The organism is Nocardia sp. NPDC101769, assembly GCF_044766925.1.
Lineage (GTDB): Bacteria > Actinomycetota > Actinomycetes > Mycobacteriales > Mycobacteriaceae > Nocardia.
On the sequence record NZ_JBIWMX010000023.1, the window covers coordinates 127,772 to 143,750 of the forward strand.

A 15,979-nucleotide genomic window follows, 5' to 3' on the forward strand; every position below is an offset into this window, starting at 1 on the left:
CCACCCTACGGTTGGTATTTAAATACCGCAACCCGCTATGGTCGGTATAAAAATACCGAAACGAGGAGGTTGTCATGGTGGAACTCAAGAGCCCGGCCGAGATCGAACGCATGCGGGTGACCGGGCAGTTCGTGGCCGGGGTGCTGAGTGAACTGCGGGAGAAGGCGCAGATCGGGGTGAATCTGCTCGAACTGGAAGCCGTGGTGCGCGACCGGATCCGTGAGCGCGGCGCGGTCTCCTGCTACTGGGACTACTCCCCCTCGTTCGGGCGCGGCCCGTTCCGCAACACCGTCTGCCTCTCGGTCAATGATGCGGTGCTGCACGGACTTCCGTTCGACTACGCCCTGCGCGACGGCGACGTGCTGAGCATGGATCTGGCGGTGAGTATCGACGGCTGGGTCGCCGACTCCGCGGTCACCATCATCGTCGGCACCCCCGATCCGGAGGACGCGCGCCTGGTCCGTGCCACCGAGCAGGCCCTCGACGCGGCCATCGCGGCGGCGCGGCCCGGCAACACCATCGGCGACCTGTCCGCGGCCATCGCACAGGTCGCCCGCGCCGGCGGCTACCCGATCAACACCGAATTCGGCGGTCACGGCCTGGGCCGCACCATGCACGAGGACCCCCACGTGCCCAACGACGGCCGCGCCGGGCGCGGCTTCCGGCTGCGCCCCGGCCTCACCCTCGCCGTCGAGCCCTGGTTCGCGCGCGGCACCGACCGCATCGTCACCGATCGAGACGGCTGGACCCTGCGCTCGGCCGACGGTTCGCGCACCGCGCACTCCGAGCACACGATCGCCATCACCGATGCGGGCGCGCAGGTCCTCACCCGAGCGGCGTGACCGGTCCGGCCTGGGCGCGGAAACCCGGACGGCACGTCGGGTTTCCGCGCCCGGCCGCGTGACGGGGATCGACGTCCGGGCTGCGCGGATGCCCGCCGGATCCCGGCGTCACGGTCTCGGGGCCGCGAGGGCGCCGCTCATCACGGATGTCCGCCTGCCGATCGACACCGATCCCTTCCATGGCCGCGGGCTGTGCGCTGTGCGCTCGACCACGTCGCTGTGATCGAGCTGACGTCTCGCCGAAACTAAGCGAGCGCTCAGTCTACATATGATCGGAGCCACGTCAGCTCCCCGTTCCCCCACCGGCCGGGCAGCCCTCGCGCCCGGCCGGTGATCGGGTGAAACACTCTCTGGGAGATACTCATTCGATGGGTAACGACGACATCGCGCCGATCACCGGGGACGGCACCCGCGACACCGCCGCCGATGGCACTCGCGACACCGCCGCCGATGGCACTCGCGACACCGCCGCCGACCGCACTCGCGACACCGCCGCGGTGGCGCATCTGGAGCTCACCCAGCGGCGCTTCCCCGAGGGCCAGCGCCGGATCTTCCTGGCCGCCATCGACGCCTTCGCCGAACGCGGCTTCCACGCCACCACCACCCGCGACATCGCCGCCCGCGCCGGGCTCAGCCCCGCCGGCCTGTATGTGCACTTCGGCTCCAAAGAGGAAGTGCTCTACCGCATCTCGCTGTCGTCCATGCGCCTGACCCACCAGGTCGCGGTGGCCGCGTCCGCCGATTCCGGCGGTGCCGCCGACCATCTCAGCGCCGTGGTGCGCGATCTCACCGTCTGGCATGCCGAGCACGCCGCCTCGGTGCGCGTGGTCCTGCATCACATGACCGATCTCACCCCCGAGCACCGGTCCGAGGTCGTCGACATCCAGGTCGCCATTCACCGCCTGGTCCGCGATCTCGTGAGCCGGGGTCTCGCCGACGGCACTTTCGACGTCTCCGACACCAATGCCGTCACGCTGGCGCTGATGTCGCTGTGCGTGGACACCGCGCGCTGGTACCAGAAGGACTACCGCCGCTCCCCCGGGGAGATCGGCGCCGACTACGCGATGCTGGCGCTGCGGATGGTCGGGGCGAATCCCGCCTAGCGCGTCCGACCGCCCCCGGGTAGGCCATCCACCACCAGATCGACTGCGCCGCTGAGATATTCGGGCGTCAGGGGCTCACCGCGCAGCAGCAGCCGGAACCAGATCGCCCCGGCGAGCAGATCCATGATCGCCGCCGGATCGCAGGTCTCGGCCAGTTCGCCCCGGGCCATCGCGCGCTGGAACACCGGCTGTTCGCGGCCGAGCCGGTCGGCGAAGAACGACGCCCCGACCGCCGCCAGGTGCGGGCGCGCGGGCGCGGCCGCCAGCACGGCGGTTGCGATGGGTGCGGTCGCCTCGGCGGTCAGCAGCCCCGCGATCGCCTGCGCGAGCGCCCGCAGATCACCCCGCAGGCTGCCGGTGTCCGGCATCGGGAAGGCCAGGACCTCGGAGTCGGTGAGCGCCGCGGCCAGCAACGCGTCCTTGGCCGGCCACCACCGGTACAGCGTCGTCTTGTTCACCCCCGACCGTTCGGCCACGGCCTCCATGGTCAGCCCGTCATAACCCTTCACCGTCAGCAGGTCCAGGGTCGCCCCGAAAATCGCCTCGGCTTGTCGCGGCCTGCCCGCCGATCGCCGTCCCGGTGTCGTCACCTCCTCAAAATACAACACAACGTTGCGTTGCGCTTCCCGTACTGCTTTCATGGAAACGCAACGCGGTGTTGCATTTCGATTCGGGAGGTAGCCATGACGAGAACCCCGGTCCTGCTGGTCCACGGCCTTCGGCTGAGCAGCGCCTGCTGGGTCGAGGTGGTCGAGCATCTCACCCCGCAGCGCCCGGTCCTGGCGATCGATCTACCCGGCCACGGCACCCGCCGCGGTGAACGCTTCACGCTGCCCGGGGCAGTCGAGGCCGTGCGAGCGGGCATCGATCGACTCGGCGGATCCGCGCTGGTCGTGGGTCATTCGCTGGGTGGCGTCGCCACCATCGCGGCCACGGCGGCCCATCCGGACCAGGTGGCGGGCGTGGTGCTCGCGGGCGCCACCCTGGTCCCGGGGCCCGCGCTGGCGGCCCCGTTCCGGCTCATGCATCGCGTCCTGTCGTCCCGGCCCGACGGCGGGCAGGCCCTCAGCGAGCAGGTCTTCGACCGCGCGGTGCCGCCCCCGGTGGCCGCGGCGATCGCCCGTGGAGGAATCGCCACCGAGGTGATCCCGGATGTGTTCGCCGCCCTGTCCGGTTTCGATTCCGTTGCCGCGCTGGCGACCTACCCCGGGCCGGTTCGCCTGATCAATGGCGGTCACGACCACTTCCGCCTGGGCGAACAGCGCTTCCTGCGTGCCTGCGCGAACGGCCGACTGCTGGTCGTGCCGCGCGCGGGCCACTATCTGCCACTCACGCATGCCGCGACGTTCGCCGACCTGGTCACAGACTTCGCGGCGGCACGCGAAGCCGCCTCGGCGCAGTAGGAACCGACCGGGTCGCGCTCTCCGGAATCGCTCGCCGCACCGGTGATTTCGGCGATCATGGCCAGAACCCGCGCCTGGTCCCGGGTCGGGGCGGTGTCCCTGTCTCGGCGCAGACCGGTTCCCAGGATCCGCACGGCGGTGGCGTCGTCGTTCTCGAAGTCACGGAAGATGCGGGCATTGTCGATCACCCGGGCCCGCCCGCGAGTCCCTTCGCACCGTCGCATACGGGGTCGGGTTCGTCGCACTGGATATGAACGACAACGTTGCCGACCGGGTCGATGCAGGGTGAATCGGGTCTGCCCGGACCGAACCGGGGTGAGGCGCGGGATTCGGCGCGCAGACAACCGGCAGTAGTGGGCACGCAGCGCGGTCTTGAATTCCGTGTGCCGCCTGTGGCGCGGCGCGTGATCCGCGTCGCCCGCCGGTTCGGGCTAGGCTGCGAACGTGGACAACCCGTTCGGGCCCGTGGGCACCGCGAACTACGTCAATCTCGTCACCTACAAGAAGGACGGCACGCCGGTCGGCACCCCGGTGTGGGCCGCACTCGACAATGGCCGCCTCTACGTCTGGACCGTCACCGACAGCTGGAAGGTCAAGCGCGTCCGCCGCAATCCCGAGGTCACGGTGCAGGCGTGCGATCTGCGGGGCAAGACCCGCGGCGAGATCGTGAAGGGCAGCGCGACCGTGCTCGACGCGGCCGGCACCGAGCGAGTGCGCGATCTCATCAAGCGCCGCTACGGCATTCAGGGCTGGCTGGGCATCACCCTGAGCAAGGTGCGTCGCGGCAGTGCAGGCACCATCGGCATCGAAATCGTTCCGGCGTAACGGTCTTCGTGCACGACACGGCCGCCGGACCGGCTCGACCGGTCCGGCGGCCGTGCGCGTTCCGCCCAGGGTTCGAGCTACGGTTGATCTCCGGTGATGATCGCGCCGAGAAGTCCGCCGACACCGCAGCCGACAATGGCGCCGACCAGGAAGAACCACACCCCGATCCCCGCGCCGACGACGCAGCCGATGAATGCCCCGGCCACGATCGACCCGGCGTCGGCCACATTCTGCAGGGCCGCGACATCCGCGTTCGGAGCGGCGATATCGCCCGCATCCGACGGCCGCACAGTCAATTCGCTCCCGGCCGCGTTCACCTCGGGAATCACGTCGAAGGTGCGGTCCGCGGTCTGGTAGACCAGCGGCAGCGACGCGATGGTCTCCCCGGTGGGCGCCACGATGTTCACCGTGCCGCCGGTGAACTCGAAGTGACCCGCGGTGAGCGTGGTGGTGACCGAGCCGCGGTCCTGGGCCAGGGCGATGGAGTAATCGACACCCCGGTCCGCACCGCTGATACCGGGGGCGGCGACGGCGGGTTCACCGTGCGCGGTCACCGTAGCGACGCACAGGGCGGCGACGGAAAGTAAAGTGGTAGCGGCGATTCTGGCAATTTTCATGACGGTTCCCTGCGATAGAAGAGCCGATTCACCGCAGGGCCGAGCAGGCGCATCCACCGGGGATCCGCCGGAACACTGCAACTCGGTTACGCATACGCGAGGGTGCGGCGAATCGGGGAAATTCCACATCGAATTATCTGACCCGAGAACGCCTTTGGAACGTCACCGGGTGACCCCGTGCCCGGTGACGAGTACGAAGTCCGCCCCGAACGCGACACCGGGTCGATTCTCATGATCTCCTCGAGGACGAGCGCAGGGAAGACCGAGGTGCCGGGGTTGTCCGCCCTTGTCCTGCGCGTCGCCCCGGCACGCCGCGACCGATCGAACGGACCGGTCGAATTCGATCACTCCAGTTCGCCTTCGGTTTCCAGATAGATCTGCCGCAGCCGATCCAGGGTGTCGCTCTCGGGCTGTTCCCAGAGCTTCCGCTCCGCCGCCTCGAGCAAACGCTCCGCAATACCGTGCAGCGCCCAGGGATTCGACTGCTCCATGAACTTTCGATTGGTCTCGTCGAAAACATAGGACTCCGCGAGCTTTTCGTACATCCAGTCGGCGACCACATTCGTGGTGGCGTCGTAGCCGAACAGGTAGTCGACGGTGGCGGCCATTTCGAACGCGCCCTTGTAGCCGTGGCGGCGCATGGCCTCGAGCCAGCGCGGATTCACCACGCGCGCCCGGAACACCCGGGTGGTCTCCTCGGACAGGGTGCGGGTGCGCACCGCGTCCGGGCGGGTGCTGTCGCCGATGTAGGCCTCGGGATTCTTGCCGGTCAGCGCGCGCACTGCCGCGACCATGCCGCCGTGGTACTGGAAATAGTCGTCGGAGTCGGCAATGTCGTGCTCGCGGGTGTCGGTGTTCTTGGCCGCCACCGCGATCCGCCGGTACGCCGTGCGCATATCGTCCGCGGCGGGCGCGCCGTCGAGGCCGCGACCGTAGGCGAAACCACCCCAGGCCGTGTACACCTGCGCCAGATCGTCGTCGGTGCGCCAGCTCTTGGAATCGATGAGCTGCAGCAGGCCCGCACCGTAGGTGCCCGGCTTGGAGCCGAAAATCCGTGTGGTGGCACGGCGTTCGTCCCCGTGCTCGGCCAGGTCGGCCTGGGCGTGGGCGCGGACATAGTTGGATTCGGCGGGCTCGTCGAGCTCGGCGACCAATCGCACCGCGTCGTCCAGCAGCGCCAGCACATGCGGGAAGGCGTCGCGGAAGAAGCCGCTGATGCGCACGGTCACGTCGATGCGCGGACGGCCCAGCTCCTCGAGCGAGACGGCCTCGAGCCGGGTGACGCGCCGGCTGGCCTCGTCCCACACCGGCCGCACGCCCAGCAGCGCGAACACCTCGGCGATATCGTCGCCGGAGGTGCGCATGGCCGAGGTGCCCCACACCGACAGGCCCACCGAGCGCGGGTACTCACCGTGATCGGCCAGGTACCGTGCCAGCAGCGAATCCGCCATCGCCTGACCGGTTTCCCAGGCCAGCCGCGACGGCACCGCCTTGGGGTCCACCGAGTAGAAGTTCCGGCCGGTCGGCAGCACGTTGATCAGGCCGCGCAGCGGCGATCCGCTCGGTCCGGCCGGAATGAAGCCGCCGTTGAGCGCGTGCAGGATTCGCGAGATCTCGACGCCGGTCTGTCGCAACCGCGGCACCACCTCGGTCGCCGCGAACCCCAGTACCTTGCGCACCTCGGCCAGGCGGGCCGGGACCTCGGTGATCCCGGCCGCGTCGGCGAGCTCACTGCCCAGCAGGGTCTCGCTGACCGCGTCGATGGAGTCGACATCCCAGTCGACCTCCTGCATGGTCAGCACCAGCTCGCGCGCCAGCTTCTCGAACGCGTCCACCCGTTCGCGGACCTCGTCCCCGGATTCGCTGAGCCCCAGCGCTTCTCGCAGACCCGGGACATTGACCTCACCGCCCCACAGCTGGCGGGCGCGCAGCATGGCCAGCACCAGGTCGACCTCCGCCTCCCCCGCCGGGGCCCGGCCGAGAATGTGCAGGCCGTCGCGGATCTGCACGTCCTTGATCTCGCACAGCCAGCCGTCGACATGCAGCAGCATGTCATCGAAGGACTCCTCGTCCGGCCGCTCGGTGAGCCCCAGATCGTGGTCCATCTTGGCCGCGCGCATGAGCGTCCAGATCTGCTGGCGGATGGCGGGCAGCTTGGCCGGGTCGAGCGCGGAGATATTGGCGTGCTCGTCGAGCAGCTGCTCCAGACGCGAGATGTCACCGTAGGTTTCGGCGCGCGCCATGGGCGGGATCAGGTGGTCGACCAGCGTGGCGTGGGCGCGGCGCTTGGCCTGGGTGCCCTCCCCCGGATCGTTCACCAGGAACGGGTAGATCAACGGCAGGTCGCCGAGAGCGGCATCGGTGCCGCAGGAGGCCGACATGCCGAGGGTCTTGCCCGGCAGCCACTCCAGATTGCCGTGCTTGCCCAGGTGCACCACGGCGTCGGCGGCGAAGCCCTCCGGCGCGGCCAGCCAGCGGTAGGCGGCCAGGTAGTGGTGGCTCGGCGGCAGATCCGGGTCGTGATAGATGGCAACCGGGTTCACCCCGAACCCGCGCGGCGGCTGCACGATGAGCACCACATTGCCGAAACGCAGTGCGGCGATGACGATCTCGCCCTTCGGATCCGCGGACCGGTCGACATAGAGCTCGCCCGGCGGCGGTCCCCACGCCTCGATCACGGCCGCGCGCAGATCCTCCGGCAGCGTCTCGAACCACCGCGTGTACAGGTCCGCGCCGATGCGAATCGGGTTGCCCTCCAGCTGTTCGGCGCTGAGCCAGTCCGGGTCCTGTCCGCCCGCGGCGATGAGCGCGTGGATCAGCGCGTCGCCATCGGCCTCTTCCAGGCCCGGGATCTCCCCCGCCGTGCCGAGATGGTAACCGGCGAGCCGCATTTCGGTGAGCAGCCGGATGGCGCTGGCGGGCGTGTCCAGGCCGACCGCATTGCCGATGCGGGCATGCTTGGTCGGATACGCCGACAGCACCAGGGCGACCTTCTTCCGGTCCGCCGGAATGTGCCGCAGCCGCGCATACCTCACCGCGATGCCCGCCACCCGCGCCGCGCGCTCGGGATCGGGCACATAGGTCGACAGCCCGTCGGCGTCGAACTCCTTGAACGAGAACGGCACCGTGATGATGCGCCCGTCGAACTCCGGCACCGCCACCTGCGTGGCCACATCCAGCGGGGACAGGCCGTCGTCGTTGGCCTCCCACTGCTCGCGGCCACTGGTCAGGCACAGGCCCTGCAGGATCGGCACATCCAGATCCGCGAGCGCGCCCACATCCCACGCCTCGTCGTCCCCGCCCGCCGACGCGGTCGCCGGTTTGGTGCCACCGGCCGCGAGCACTGTCACCACGAGCGCGTCGGCCGTGCGCAGTTCGGCCAGCAGTTCCGGTTCCGCGGTGCGCAGCGAGGCGCAGTACAGCGGCAGCGCCCGCGCGCCCTTGTCCTCGATGGCCGAGCACAGCGCGTCGATATAACCGGTGTTCCCGGCCAGATGCTGGGCGCGGTAGTAGACCACCGCCACCGTCGGGGAATCCGTCGCGACCGGGCGCGAATCCCGTTCCAGCGCACCCCAGCTCGGCATCTCCACCGGCGGCTCGAAACCGTGCCCGGTGAGCAGCACCGTGTCGGACAGGAAGTTGTGCAGCTGCAGCAGGTTTCGCGGGCCGCCCGCCGCCAGGTAGTTGTGGGCGTCGGCGGCCACGCCGCCCGGCACCGTGGAGCACTCCATGAGTTCGGCGTCCGGCGCGATCTCACCGCCGAGGGCGACCAGCGGAATCCCGCTGGCGCGCACCGTCTCCAGCCCAGGCTCCCAGGCGCGTTTGCCGCCGAGGATGCGCACGATCACCAGCTCGGCGCCGTCGAGCAGGGCGCGCAGATCCTCCGGCAGCAGGCGCGCGGGATTGGCGAGCCGGTACTCGGCGCCGCTCGCACGCGCGCTCAGCAGGTCGGTGTCGGAGGTGGACAGCAGCAGGATCACAGGTTTCAGGCCTTCCTAGGGTGACGCGCCCAGCACGGTTCGGCGCCCGCCGGGAAGGTCTGACTGTCACAGTGGCGCGACCGCACCGGAATTGCACCGGATTCTTCCGTTCGACGAGCTCGCCGATGCTATCGCGCCGGCGGCACCGGCCCGGTAGCGCGCCCCGGATCACAGTGCGGCAAAGGCTCCCCCGCACGCCTGCGAGACCAACCGGGCCACACGTACGCTGCGCGTATGCCAACCACTCCAGGATGGGTCAGGCGGAACCGCTTTGCTGCCTGGTCGGGGTACTTCTGCTCACTGGTTGCCTTCGCAACGCTGGCCATGGCCCTCACGGCCGCCGGCTCCGGTCACAGCGAGTGGGCCATGCTCGCCGGCATCATCTGCGCCGCGACCATCCTGTTCGGCCTCACGGTCATGACCACCACCGTCCACCGCGACCACGTGGACCACCACAACGTCCCCAGCCTTCTCAACGACACCTGGGAAACCACCCCCGCCTTCGCCCGCCGCCGCGGCGCCCCCAAGGCCATCGAACCCCACCGCATGCGCTGACCCACCCGGCCTCCCACCACGATTCCGGGGCACACACCCCGGAATCTTTCTGTCCCGGGGCCGCACTCCGTGCCGCGCTCATCCCCTCCTCGAAAGACCAACTGCGGCTCCGTGATCCATGCTCCTGGTTCGCCATGGACCGACTTGCGCGTAATACATGCTCAGATCGCAATATCTCCAGATGTGGATACAGGTGGGAGCTGGTCTGTCCTGTTCCCGGCCCGTAGGCGCCCGACCTCGGCATCCTCCGTAGGCTGGGGGCCGTCATGACGCGAACCGATCCCGATTCCTGCCCGGGCGTGCTCCGCCTGCACCAAGCCGCGGATGGTCCCCTCGCTCGCATCCGGGTGCCGGGTGGGCACCTCTCCCCCGGCCAGGTGCAGGCCCTGGCCGCCGCGGCGGTCGACCTGAGCGACGGCAATATCGAGCTCACCTCCCGCGGCAACGTGCAGTTCCGGCAGGTTCGGGATGCGGCTGCGCTCACCGAGCAGTTGACCGACGCGGGCCTGCTACCCAGCACGACGCACGAGCGGGTGCGGAACATCGTCGCCTCTCCGCTGTCCGGGCGGGTCGGCGGGTGGACCGACGTGCATCCACTCGTTCCGGCGCTCGATGAAGGTCTGCGCGCGCATCCGCGGCTGGCCGACCTGCCCGGCCGGGTGCTGTTCACCCTCGACGACGGTCGCGGCGATGTCACCGGACTGGGCGGGGATATCGGTGTGCATGCGCTCGACGAGAACACCTACGCACTCCTGTTGGCAGGCAAGGACTCCGGTATCCGCGTGTCCCCCGCCGACGCGGTGGATCTCATGCTCGCCGCAGCGCACGGTTTCCTGGAGCTGCGCGACGGCCAGTGGCGGTTGCACGAGATCTCGGACGGAGGCGCCCGACTGACCGATCACCTGCTGACCATCCGGCCCGGCCTCGACGCGTCCGGCGACCCCCTCGAACTGCCGGTGCGCCAGGACATTCCGATCGGCTGGCTGAATCAGGACGACGATCGCGTCGCACTCGGCGCGGGCGTCCGCCTCGGCTCGCTGCCCGCCCGCACCGCTGAATTCATCGCCGCCGTCGAGCGTCCCGTCTACCTCACCCCGTGGCGCAGCCTGGTCCTCGCCGATCTCGACGAATGGACGGCCGAGCAGGTGGTCCGCGTCCTCGCCCCGATGGGCCTGATCTTCGACGCGAACTCCCCGTGGCTGCTGGTCAGCGCCTGCGCAGGCAGGCCCGGCTGCGCGAAATCCCTCACCGACGTCCGCGCCGACGCCGCCGAGGCCGTGGACACCGGTCATGTAGTCCCCACCGGCGCACCACAATTCGCACGCGATGGTCTGGACGCCGGGGAGGTCGTCGCCGCCGGCCGCCAACACTGGTCCGGCTGCGACCGCCGCTGCGGCCGTCCCAAGGGCGCGGTCACCGACATCATCGCCACGGTCGACGGCTACCGAATAGTCCCGTTCCAGTAGGCCGAGGTCGTCGTCGCCGAGGAAGACCGTGGCGGCGGCAATTGATGCGCTATCCCCGCCCCGAAGGACGGGGTCTGCGCGCTACGTTTCATGATCAGAGCAGCGGCGAGCATCGGAGACGGGAGGCGGTCATGGCTGTGCCGAAGCTCAGCGATGAGGAGATCACGGCGATGTCGGACGATGAGCGCCGGGAGCTGATCCGGCGGCTGCGGCTGCCGCCCGAGCGGGTGCTGCCGCGGCCGGAGGTGGTGCGGGTGCATCGGCGGGTTCGGTTGGCGCTCATGGTCGGCGGCTGTCTCGCGCTGATTCCGTGGATCGTTTACCTGGGGTTCTCGCTCCCGGCGGAGTATCACGCGAGGAACTGGTCGCTGGCCTGGATCGGGTTCGACATCGCCCTGGTGCTGATGATGGCGGCCACCGCCTACCTGGGCTGGAAGCATCGGGTGGTGCTGCTGCTCCCCGCCTTCGGCACCGGGCTCCTGCTGCTCGTGGACGCCTGGTTCGACATCGTGACCGCCGAGGCCGGGGATGTGTGGGTGTCGGCGGGCACGGCGGTCATCGGTGAGATCCCGCTGGCGCTGTTGCAGATCACCGGCGCGGTGATGCTGCTGCGCTTCCTCATCCTGGCCCACCCGCTCAACGATCCGGGGGTCACTCCGTTCCGGACCCGGCTGCCGTTCTGACCCTGTGTAATTCGAGCGTGCAGCACTTCACGCTGCCGCCGGACTTGAGCAACTCCGACAGATCGATCCCGACCGGCTGGTAGCCGCGGGCCCGCAGCTGCTCGGCCAGGCCGACGGCCTTCTCGGTGAGGAAGACGTGGTAGCCGTCGCAGACGCCGTTGAGGCCCAACACATTCGCGTCCTCCTCGTCGGCGATGATGGCATCCGGGTACAGGCCGGCCAGCAGCCGGGCGCTGGGCCCGCTGAAGGCGCCCGGGTAGTAGGCGATGGTGTCGTCGAGCACCATGAGCGCGGTGTCGAGGTGATAGAACCGCGGATCCACCAGATCCAGCGAGACGACCGGCAATCCGAAGAACTCCGCCACCTCCTCGTGCGCGCCGGGGGCACTGCGGAATCCGGTCCCGGCGAGGATCCGGTCGGCGGCGATGGCGAAATCGCCTTCGCCCTCATTGGTTTCGCGGGCGGCGGCCACGGCGGCGAATCCGCGGGCCGCCATCCACGCGTGGAAGGCCGGGCCTTCCTGTGCGCGTTCGGGATTGGCGAAACGGGCCGAGAGCGCCCGGTCCCCGATGACGAGTCCGCCATTGGCGGCGAACACCATATCGGGCAGTCCGGCAATCGGTTCGATGACCTCGACCCGATGCCCGTGCGCCTCGTACGCCGCGCGCAGCCCGTCCCACTGGGCCAGGGCCAGGGCGCGGTTCACCGGGTCGGAGGTGTCCATCCACGGATTGATGGCGTAGGTGACGTCGAAGTGTTCCGGGCGGCACATGAGGTAGTGGCGGGGAACGGGCCGGCGGGCGGCGGGATCACGGGCGGGCAGCGTGGCTACGGACGTCAACGAGACTCCCTCGGAAGCGGCGCGGACGGGGCTGTCCTGAAGGTAAGTGGCGTACCGTTGTGCTCGAAATAGCGAATCGTTGCGTTGATACCGATGCCGGCGGCGATTTGTTGCGCCACACCCGTGCGTGCGCATCATTGCGAAGGGGCGAGCATGGACGACCTGGACCGGCGGATCCTGGCGTACCTGCTCAAGTACGCGCGCGCCTCGTTCCAGGACATCGGCTCCGAGATCGGCCTGTCCGCGCCCGCCGTCAAGCGCCGGGTCGACAAGATGGTGGCGGGCGGGCAGATCACCGGCTTCACCGCGGTGGTGAACCCGGCCGCGCTGGGGTGGCGCACCGAGGCGTATGTCGAAGTCTTCTACCGCGACAACATCTCCCCCGCCGAACTGCGCCGCAGCCTCGAACCCATCCCGCAGGTGGTCGGGGTGTGGACGATCGCCGGTGAGGCCGATGCCCTGGTGCATGTGATGGCCACCGATATGGCCGAGATCGAGGCGACCGTCGAGCGTATTCGTGAGAACGCGCGGGTCGGGCGCACCCGCAGCAATATCGTCATGTCCCGGCTGCTCGAACGGCCCCGCACGTGATCCGGCCCCGGCCGTGAACGGTCCACTGTGGCAGCCGAACCCCGTCGTGAGGAGGCTCGAACCCGGTCGCGAGGTGTCGGCGCGCGACCCGCTCAGCGCGGCCCCGACGGCGAAATCTAGGGTGGACGCCATGTCCGACGTGCGTGCCAGCTACCTCAAAGACGGGGCCGAGATCTATCGGCGCTCGTTCGCGACCATCCGGGCCGAGGCCGATCTGGCCCGGTTCCCCGCGGACGTGTCGCAGGTGGTGGTGCGCATGATCCACGCCTGCGGGCAGGTGGATCTGGCCGGTGACGTCGAGTTCAGTACCGATGTGGTGGCCAAGGCGCGGGCCGCGCTGCAGGGCGGCGCGCCGATCCTGTGCGACGCCAAGATGGTCGCCTCGGGCGTGACCCGCAAGCGGCTGCCGGCCGACAACGACGTACTGTGCCTGCTCGACGATCCCCGGGTACCGGAGTTGGCGGCCCGCATGGACAACACCAGATCGGCTGCGGCGCTGGAACTCTGGAGTGACCGGCTGGATGGTGCGGTGGTGGCCGTCGGCAATGCGCCGACCGCGCTGTTCCATCTGCTGGACATGCTGGACGCGGGTGGACCCCGGCCCGCCGCCGTGCTCGGCATTCCGGTCGGGTTCATCGGGGCCGCGGAATCCAAGCAGGCCCTGGCCGAATACGGCGGCGTCGAATTCCTGACCGTGCGGGGCCGGCGCGGCGGCAGCGCCATCACCGCCGCAGCCCTCAATGCGATTGCGAGCGAACAAGAATGAGCAAGCTCTGGGGTGTCGGGCTCGGACCCGGCGATCCGGAACTGGTGACGGTCAAGGCCGCGCGGATCATCGGCGAGGCCGATGTCATCGCCTTCCACAGCGCCCGCCACGGCCGCAGCATCTCCCGCGCCATCGCGGCCCCGTACATGCGTGAGGGTCAGCTCGAGGAGCACCTGGTCTACCCGGTGACCACCGAGACAACCGACCACCCGGGCGGTTACCAGGGCGCGATCGACGAATTCTACGAGCGCGCGGCCGCGGCGCTGGCGGGCCATCTCGCCGCGGGCCGCACCGTCGCGCTGCTCGCGGCCGGTGACCCGCTGTTCTACAGCTCGTTCATGCACATGCACCGCCGCCTGGCCGACCGCTTCGACACCGAGATCATCCCCGGCGTCACCTCGGTCAGCGCCGCCTCGGCCGCCCTGGGCACCCCTCTGGTGGAAGGCGAGCAGGTCCTCACCGTCCTGCCCGGCACCATGCCCACCGAGGAACTCACCCGCCGCCTGCGCGAAACCGACGCGGCCGCCATCATGAAGCTGGGCCGCACCTACCCCGGTGTCCGCCAGGCCCTTTCGGACTCCGGCCGCCTCGCCGACGCCTACTACGTCGAACGCGCCAGCTCGTCCCGCCAGCGTGTGCTGCGCGCCGCGGAGGTCGACGAAGCGAGCGTCCCCTACTTCGCGATCACGATCGTGCCGGGCCCCGAACCCGCCACGCGCATCGCACTGACGGCCGACAGCGCGCCCGCGTCCTCCGAAATAATCGGTGCCACTACGGATTCCGGTGTCGCCTCCGCGACCAACGGCCGGCCGCGGGCCACGGCCGCCATCAGCCGAGTCGCGGACGGCGTCCGCGCCGCGGCCGCCCACTCCCCCGCGGCGGCCGTCGACGGGGCCGAACCCCGCGCGGCGCAATCGGGACAGGTCGGCGAGGTCGTCGTGGTGGGTCTCGGGCCGGGCGCGGAGGTGTGGACCACGCCGGAGGTTCGGCAGGCGCTGGCCGAGGCGACCGACATCGTCGGGTACACCACGTATGTGAATCGGGTGCCGGTGCGGCCGGGGCAGCGGCGGCATGCCAGTGACAATCGGGTCGAATCCGAGCGCGCCGGAATGGCTTTGGACATGGCCAAGCAGGGCGCGAAGGTCGTGGTCGTCTCGTCGGGCGATCCAGGCGTGTTCGCGATGGCGGCGGCGGTGATCGAGGAGTCAGCGGATCCGCAGTGGCGGGAGGTGCCGGTGCGGGTGCTGCCCGGCGTGACCGCGGCCAGTGCGGTGGCCAGCCGGATGGGCGCGCCGCTGGGGCATGATTTCGCCATGATCTCGCTGTCGGATCGGCTCAAGCCGTGGGAGACGGTGGCGCAACGGATTTCGGCGGTGGCGTCGGCGGACATGGCGTTCGCCGTGTACAACCCGGCGTCGTCGCAGCGCACCTGGCAGGTGGCGGCCATGCGCGATCTCGTGCTCGAGCACCGCAAGCCGCAGACGCCGGTGGTGATCGGCCGCGATGTGGGCGGCCCGGCCGAGTCGGTGCGGGTGGTGACACTGGCGGAGCTGGATCCGGCCGAGGTGGACATGCGGACCCTGTTGATCATCGGCGCGTCGACCACCACGGTGTTCGACGCGGCCGGTGGACCCCGGGTGTTCACGTCGCGCCGCTACGGAGACTAATATTCCACTGTAGAACGTAGGCTGGAAGGAGTGCCGGTGCCTGAAGACCATGCTCGACGCCCGCTCAACTCGACGGCTGCGTCCCTACTCGGATTCCTCCACCAGGGCGAACTGTCCGGGTGGGATCTGGTGGCGCTGGCCCAGGACCGCATCGGCGACTTCTGGACCATCACCCAGAGCCAGGTCTACCGCGAACTGGCCACCATGCATCAGCACGGACTCGTGGAGAAGGGTGCGGCCGGCGCCCGCGACCGCACCCCCTACCGGATCACCGAGGACGGCCGGGCAGCCTTCGCCGAATGGATCGCCCGCGATCCCGGCGCGGAGACCATCCGGGTGCCGCTGCTGCTGACCCTCTCCTTCGGCGAGTTCGTCGATCCCGAGCGGCTCGAACGCATCGTCGCCGCCGGCCGCACCGTCCACGAGCAGCGCCTGTCCAGCTACCTGTCCGGCCACGACGAGCAGCGCATGTCACCCTACGAGCGGGCCACCCTCGATTTCGGCATCCGCTACGAGCGCGCCGTGCTGGAGTGGTTCGATCGGCTGCCGGAGCTGCTCGACCGCACCAGCCGCCTGTCCTGAGCCGGGGCCGACGGGCCCGCCGCTCCGAACAGGGATCGGCCGGCCCCGTCCCGAGCCG

Annotated in this window: 15 protein-coding genes; 11 read left to right on the forward strand and 4 right to left on the reverse strand. The window is 69.8% G+C overall.

What is annotated here, in order from left to right; translation table 11 throughout:
• Nucleotides 1-74: 74 nt before the first annotated feature.
• Together map and ACIRRA_RS30480 are read left to right on the forward strand one after the other, a co-directional pair.
• Nucleotides 75-842: a type I methionyl aminopeptidase gene (gene map / locus ACIRRA_RS30475; protein WP_402775173.1), complete on the forward strand. Its 768-nt coding sequence runs from the start codon at nucleotides 75-77 to the stop codon at nucleotides 840-842.
• A 368-nt stretch (nucleotides 843-1,210) separates the two neighbouring features.
• A complete protein-coding gene (locus ACIRRA_RS30480) occupies nucleotides 1,211-1,945 on the forward strand; it encodes a TetR/AcrR family transcriptional regulator (protein ID WP_402775175.1) in 735 nt (244 codons plus the stop codon).
• Here the strand turns inward: ACIRRA_RS30480 and ACIRRA_RS30485 are convergent.
• Entirely contained in the window at nucleotides 1,942-2,535 is a 594-nt protein-coding gene (locus ACIRRA_RS30485; protein WP_402775178.1) for a TetR/AcrR family transcriptional regulator, read from the reverse strand. The two genes, ACIRRA_RS30480 and ACIRRA_RS30485, sit on opposite strands and share 4 nt — an antisense overlap.
• 93 nt (nucleotides 2,536-2,628) lie before the next feature.
• On the opposite strand from ACIRRA_RS30485, the gene ACIRRA_RS30490 reads away from it, so the two are divergent.
• Together ACIRRA_RS30490 and ACIRRA_RS30495 are read left to right on the forward strand one after the other, a co-directional pair.
• Nucleotides 2,629-3,348 carry an alpha/beta fold hydrolase gene (locus ACIRRA_RS30490; RefSeq protein ID WP_402775181.1) on the forward strand — a complete coding sequence of 240 codons (720 nt, stop codon included), beginning with the start codon at nucleotides 2,629-2,631 and terminating at the stop codon, nucleotides 3,346-3,348.
• Between the two features lie 444 nt (nucleotides 3,349-3,792).
• The gene (locus ACIRRA_RS30495; protein ID WP_354832266.1) at nucleotides 3,793-4,173 is read left to right on the forward strand and encodes a PPOX class F420-dependent oxidoreductase; all 381 of its coding nucleotides are present in this window, start codon (nucleotides 3,793-3,795) and stop codon (nucleotides 4,171-4,173) included.
• Nucleotides 4,174-4,250: 77 nt separating this feature from the next.
• Here the strand turns inward: ACIRRA_RS30495 and ACIRRA_RS30500 are convergent, their stop codons facing one another.
• Nucleotides 4,251-4,790 carry a hypothetical protein gene (locus tag ACIRRA_RS30500; RefSeq protein ID WP_402775185.1) on the reverse strand — a complete coding sequence of 180 codons (540 nt, stop codon included), beginning with the start codon at nucleotides 4,788-4,790 and terminating at the stop codon, nucleotides 4,251-4,253.
• A gap of 344 nt (nucleotides 4,791-5,134) precedes the next feature.
• On the reverse strand, nucleotides 5,135-8,770 hold the full coding sequence (gene cobN, locus ACIRRA_RS30505; RefSeq protein ID WP_402775187.1) for a cobaltochelatase subunit CobN: 3,636 nt from the start codon (nucleotides 8,768-8,770) through the stop codon (nucleotides 5,135-5,137).
• A gap of 234 nt (nucleotides 8,771-9,004) precedes the next feature.
• Here cobN and ACIRRA_RS30510 point away from each other — a divergent pair, with 234 nt between their 5' ends.
• From ACIRRA_RS30510 to ACIRRA_RS30520, 3 genes are all read left to right on the forward strand, one after another.
• Nucleotides 9,005-9,325, forward strand: coding sequence for a hypothetical protein (locus tag ACIRRA_RS30510; RefSeq protein ID WP_402775190.1), 321 nt, complete (start codon nucleotides 9,005-9,007; stop codon nucleotides 9,323-9,325).
• A 266-nt stretch (nucleotides 9,326-9,591) separates the two neighbouring features.
• Nucleotides 9,592-10,791: a precorrin-3B synthase gene (gene cobG, locus ACIRRA_RS30515; RefSeq protein WP_402775193.1), complete on the forward strand. Its 1,200-nt coding sequence runs from the start codon at nucleotides 9,592-9,594 to the stop codon at nucleotides 10,789-10,791.
• A 131-nt stretch (nucleotides 10,792-10,922) separates the two neighbouring features.
• Nucleotides 10,923-11,474, forward strand: a complete 552-nt coding sequence (locus ACIRRA_RS30520; RefSeq protein ID WP_402775196.1) for a hypothetical protein — start codon at nucleotides 10,923-10,925, stop codon at nucleotides 11,472-11,474.
• Here the strand turns inward: ACIRRA_RS30520 and ddaH are convergent.
• Nucleotides 11,443-12,315, reverse strand: coding sequence for a dimethylargininase (ddaH, locus tag ACIRRA_RS30525; protein WP_402775199.1), 873 nt, complete (start codon nucleotides 12,313-12,315; stop codon nucleotides 11,443-11,445). The genes ACIRRA_RS30520 and ddaH overlap by 32 nt on opposite strands.
• Nucleotides 12,316-12,468: 153 nt before the next feature.
• Between ddaH and ACIRRA_RS30530 the strand changes: the two genes are divergently transcribed.
• The 4 genes from ACIRRA_RS30530 to ACIRRA_RS30545 all read left to right on the forward strand — a co-directional run bounded on the left by ACIRRA_RS30530 (nucleotide 12,469) and on the right by ACIRRA_RS30545 (nucleotide 15,921).
• On the forward strand, nucleotides 12,469-12,906 hold the full coding sequence (locus tag ACIRRA_RS30530) for an Lrp/AsnC family transcriptional regulator (RefSeq protein WP_402775202.1): 438 nt from the start codon (nucleotides 12,469-12,471) through the stop codon (nucleotides 12,904-12,906).
• Between the two features lie 130 nt (nucleotides 12,907-13,036).
• Nucleotides 13,037-13,672, forward strand: a complete 636-nt coding sequence (locus ACIRRA_RS30535; protein WP_402775204.1) for a precorrin-8X methylmutase — start codon at nucleotides 13,037-13,039, stop codon at nucleotides 13,670-13,672.
• Nucleotides 13,669-15,339 (forward strand): precorrin-3B C(17)-methyltransferase, encoded by a 1,671-nt coding sequence (gene cobJ / locus ACIRRA_RS30540; protein WP_402775206.1) that lies wholly within the window; start codon nucleotides 13,669-13,671, stop codon nucleotides 15,337-15,339. The genes ACIRRA_RS30535 and cobJ overlap by 4 nt, the downstream gene beginning before the upstream one ends.
• A 36-nt stretch (nucleotides 15,340-15,375) precedes the next feature.
• Nucleotides 15,376-15,921: a PadR family transcriptional regulator gene (locus tag ACIRRA_RS30545; protein WP_402775209.1), complete on the forward strand. Its 546-nt coding sequence runs from the start codon at nucleotides 15,376-15,378 to the stop codon at nucleotides 15,919-15,921.
• The last annotated feature ends 58 nt before the right edge of the window (nucleotides 15,922-15,979 follow it).

What these genes read in the sequence shown, in the direction of transcription:
- map (WP_402775173.1), top strand. Translation starts at nt 75, where the DNA reads ATGGTGGAACTCAAGAGCCCGGCCGAGATCGAACGCATGCGGGTGACC.
- ACIRRA_RS30480 (WP_402775175.1), top strand. Translation starts at nt 1,211, where the DNA reads ATGGGTAACGACGACATCGCGCCGATCACCGGGGACGGCACCCGCGAC.
- ACIRRA_RS30490 (WP_402775181.1), top strand. Translation starts at nt 2,629, where the DNA reads ATGACGAGAACCCCGGTCCTGCTGGTCCACGGCCTTCGGCTGAGCAGC.
- ACIRRA_RS30500 (WP_402775185.1), bottom strand. Translation starts at nt 4,790, where the DNA reads ATGAAAATTGCCAGAATCGCCGCTACCACTTTACTTTCCGTCGCCGCC.
- ACIRRA_RS30510 (WP_402775190.1), top strand. Translation starts at nt 9,005, where the DNA reads ATGCCAACCACTCCAGGATGGGTCAGGCGGAACCGCTTTGCTGCCTGG.
- cobG (WP_402775193.1), top strand. Translation starts at nt 9,592, where the DNA reads ATGACGCGAACCGATCCCGATTCCTGCCCGGGCGTGCTCCGCCTGCAC.
- ACIRRA_RS30520 (WP_402775196.1), top strand. Translation starts at nt 10,923, where the DNA reads ATGGCTGTGCCGAAGCTCAGCGATGAGGAGATCACGGCGATGTCGGAC.
- ACIRRA_RS30530 (WP_402775202.1), top strand. Translation starts at nt 12,469, where the DNA reads ATGGACGACCTGGACCGGCGGATCCTGGCGTACCTGCTCAAGTACGCG.
- ACIRRA_RS30535 (WP_402775204.1), top strand. Translation starts at nt 13,037, where the DNA reads ATGTCCGACGTGCGTGCCAGCTACCTCAAAGACGGGGCCGAGATCTAT.
- cobJ (WP_402775206.1), top strand. Translation starts at nt 13,669, where the DNA reads ATGAGCAAGCTCTGGGGTGTCGGGCTCGGACCCGGCGATCCGGAACTG.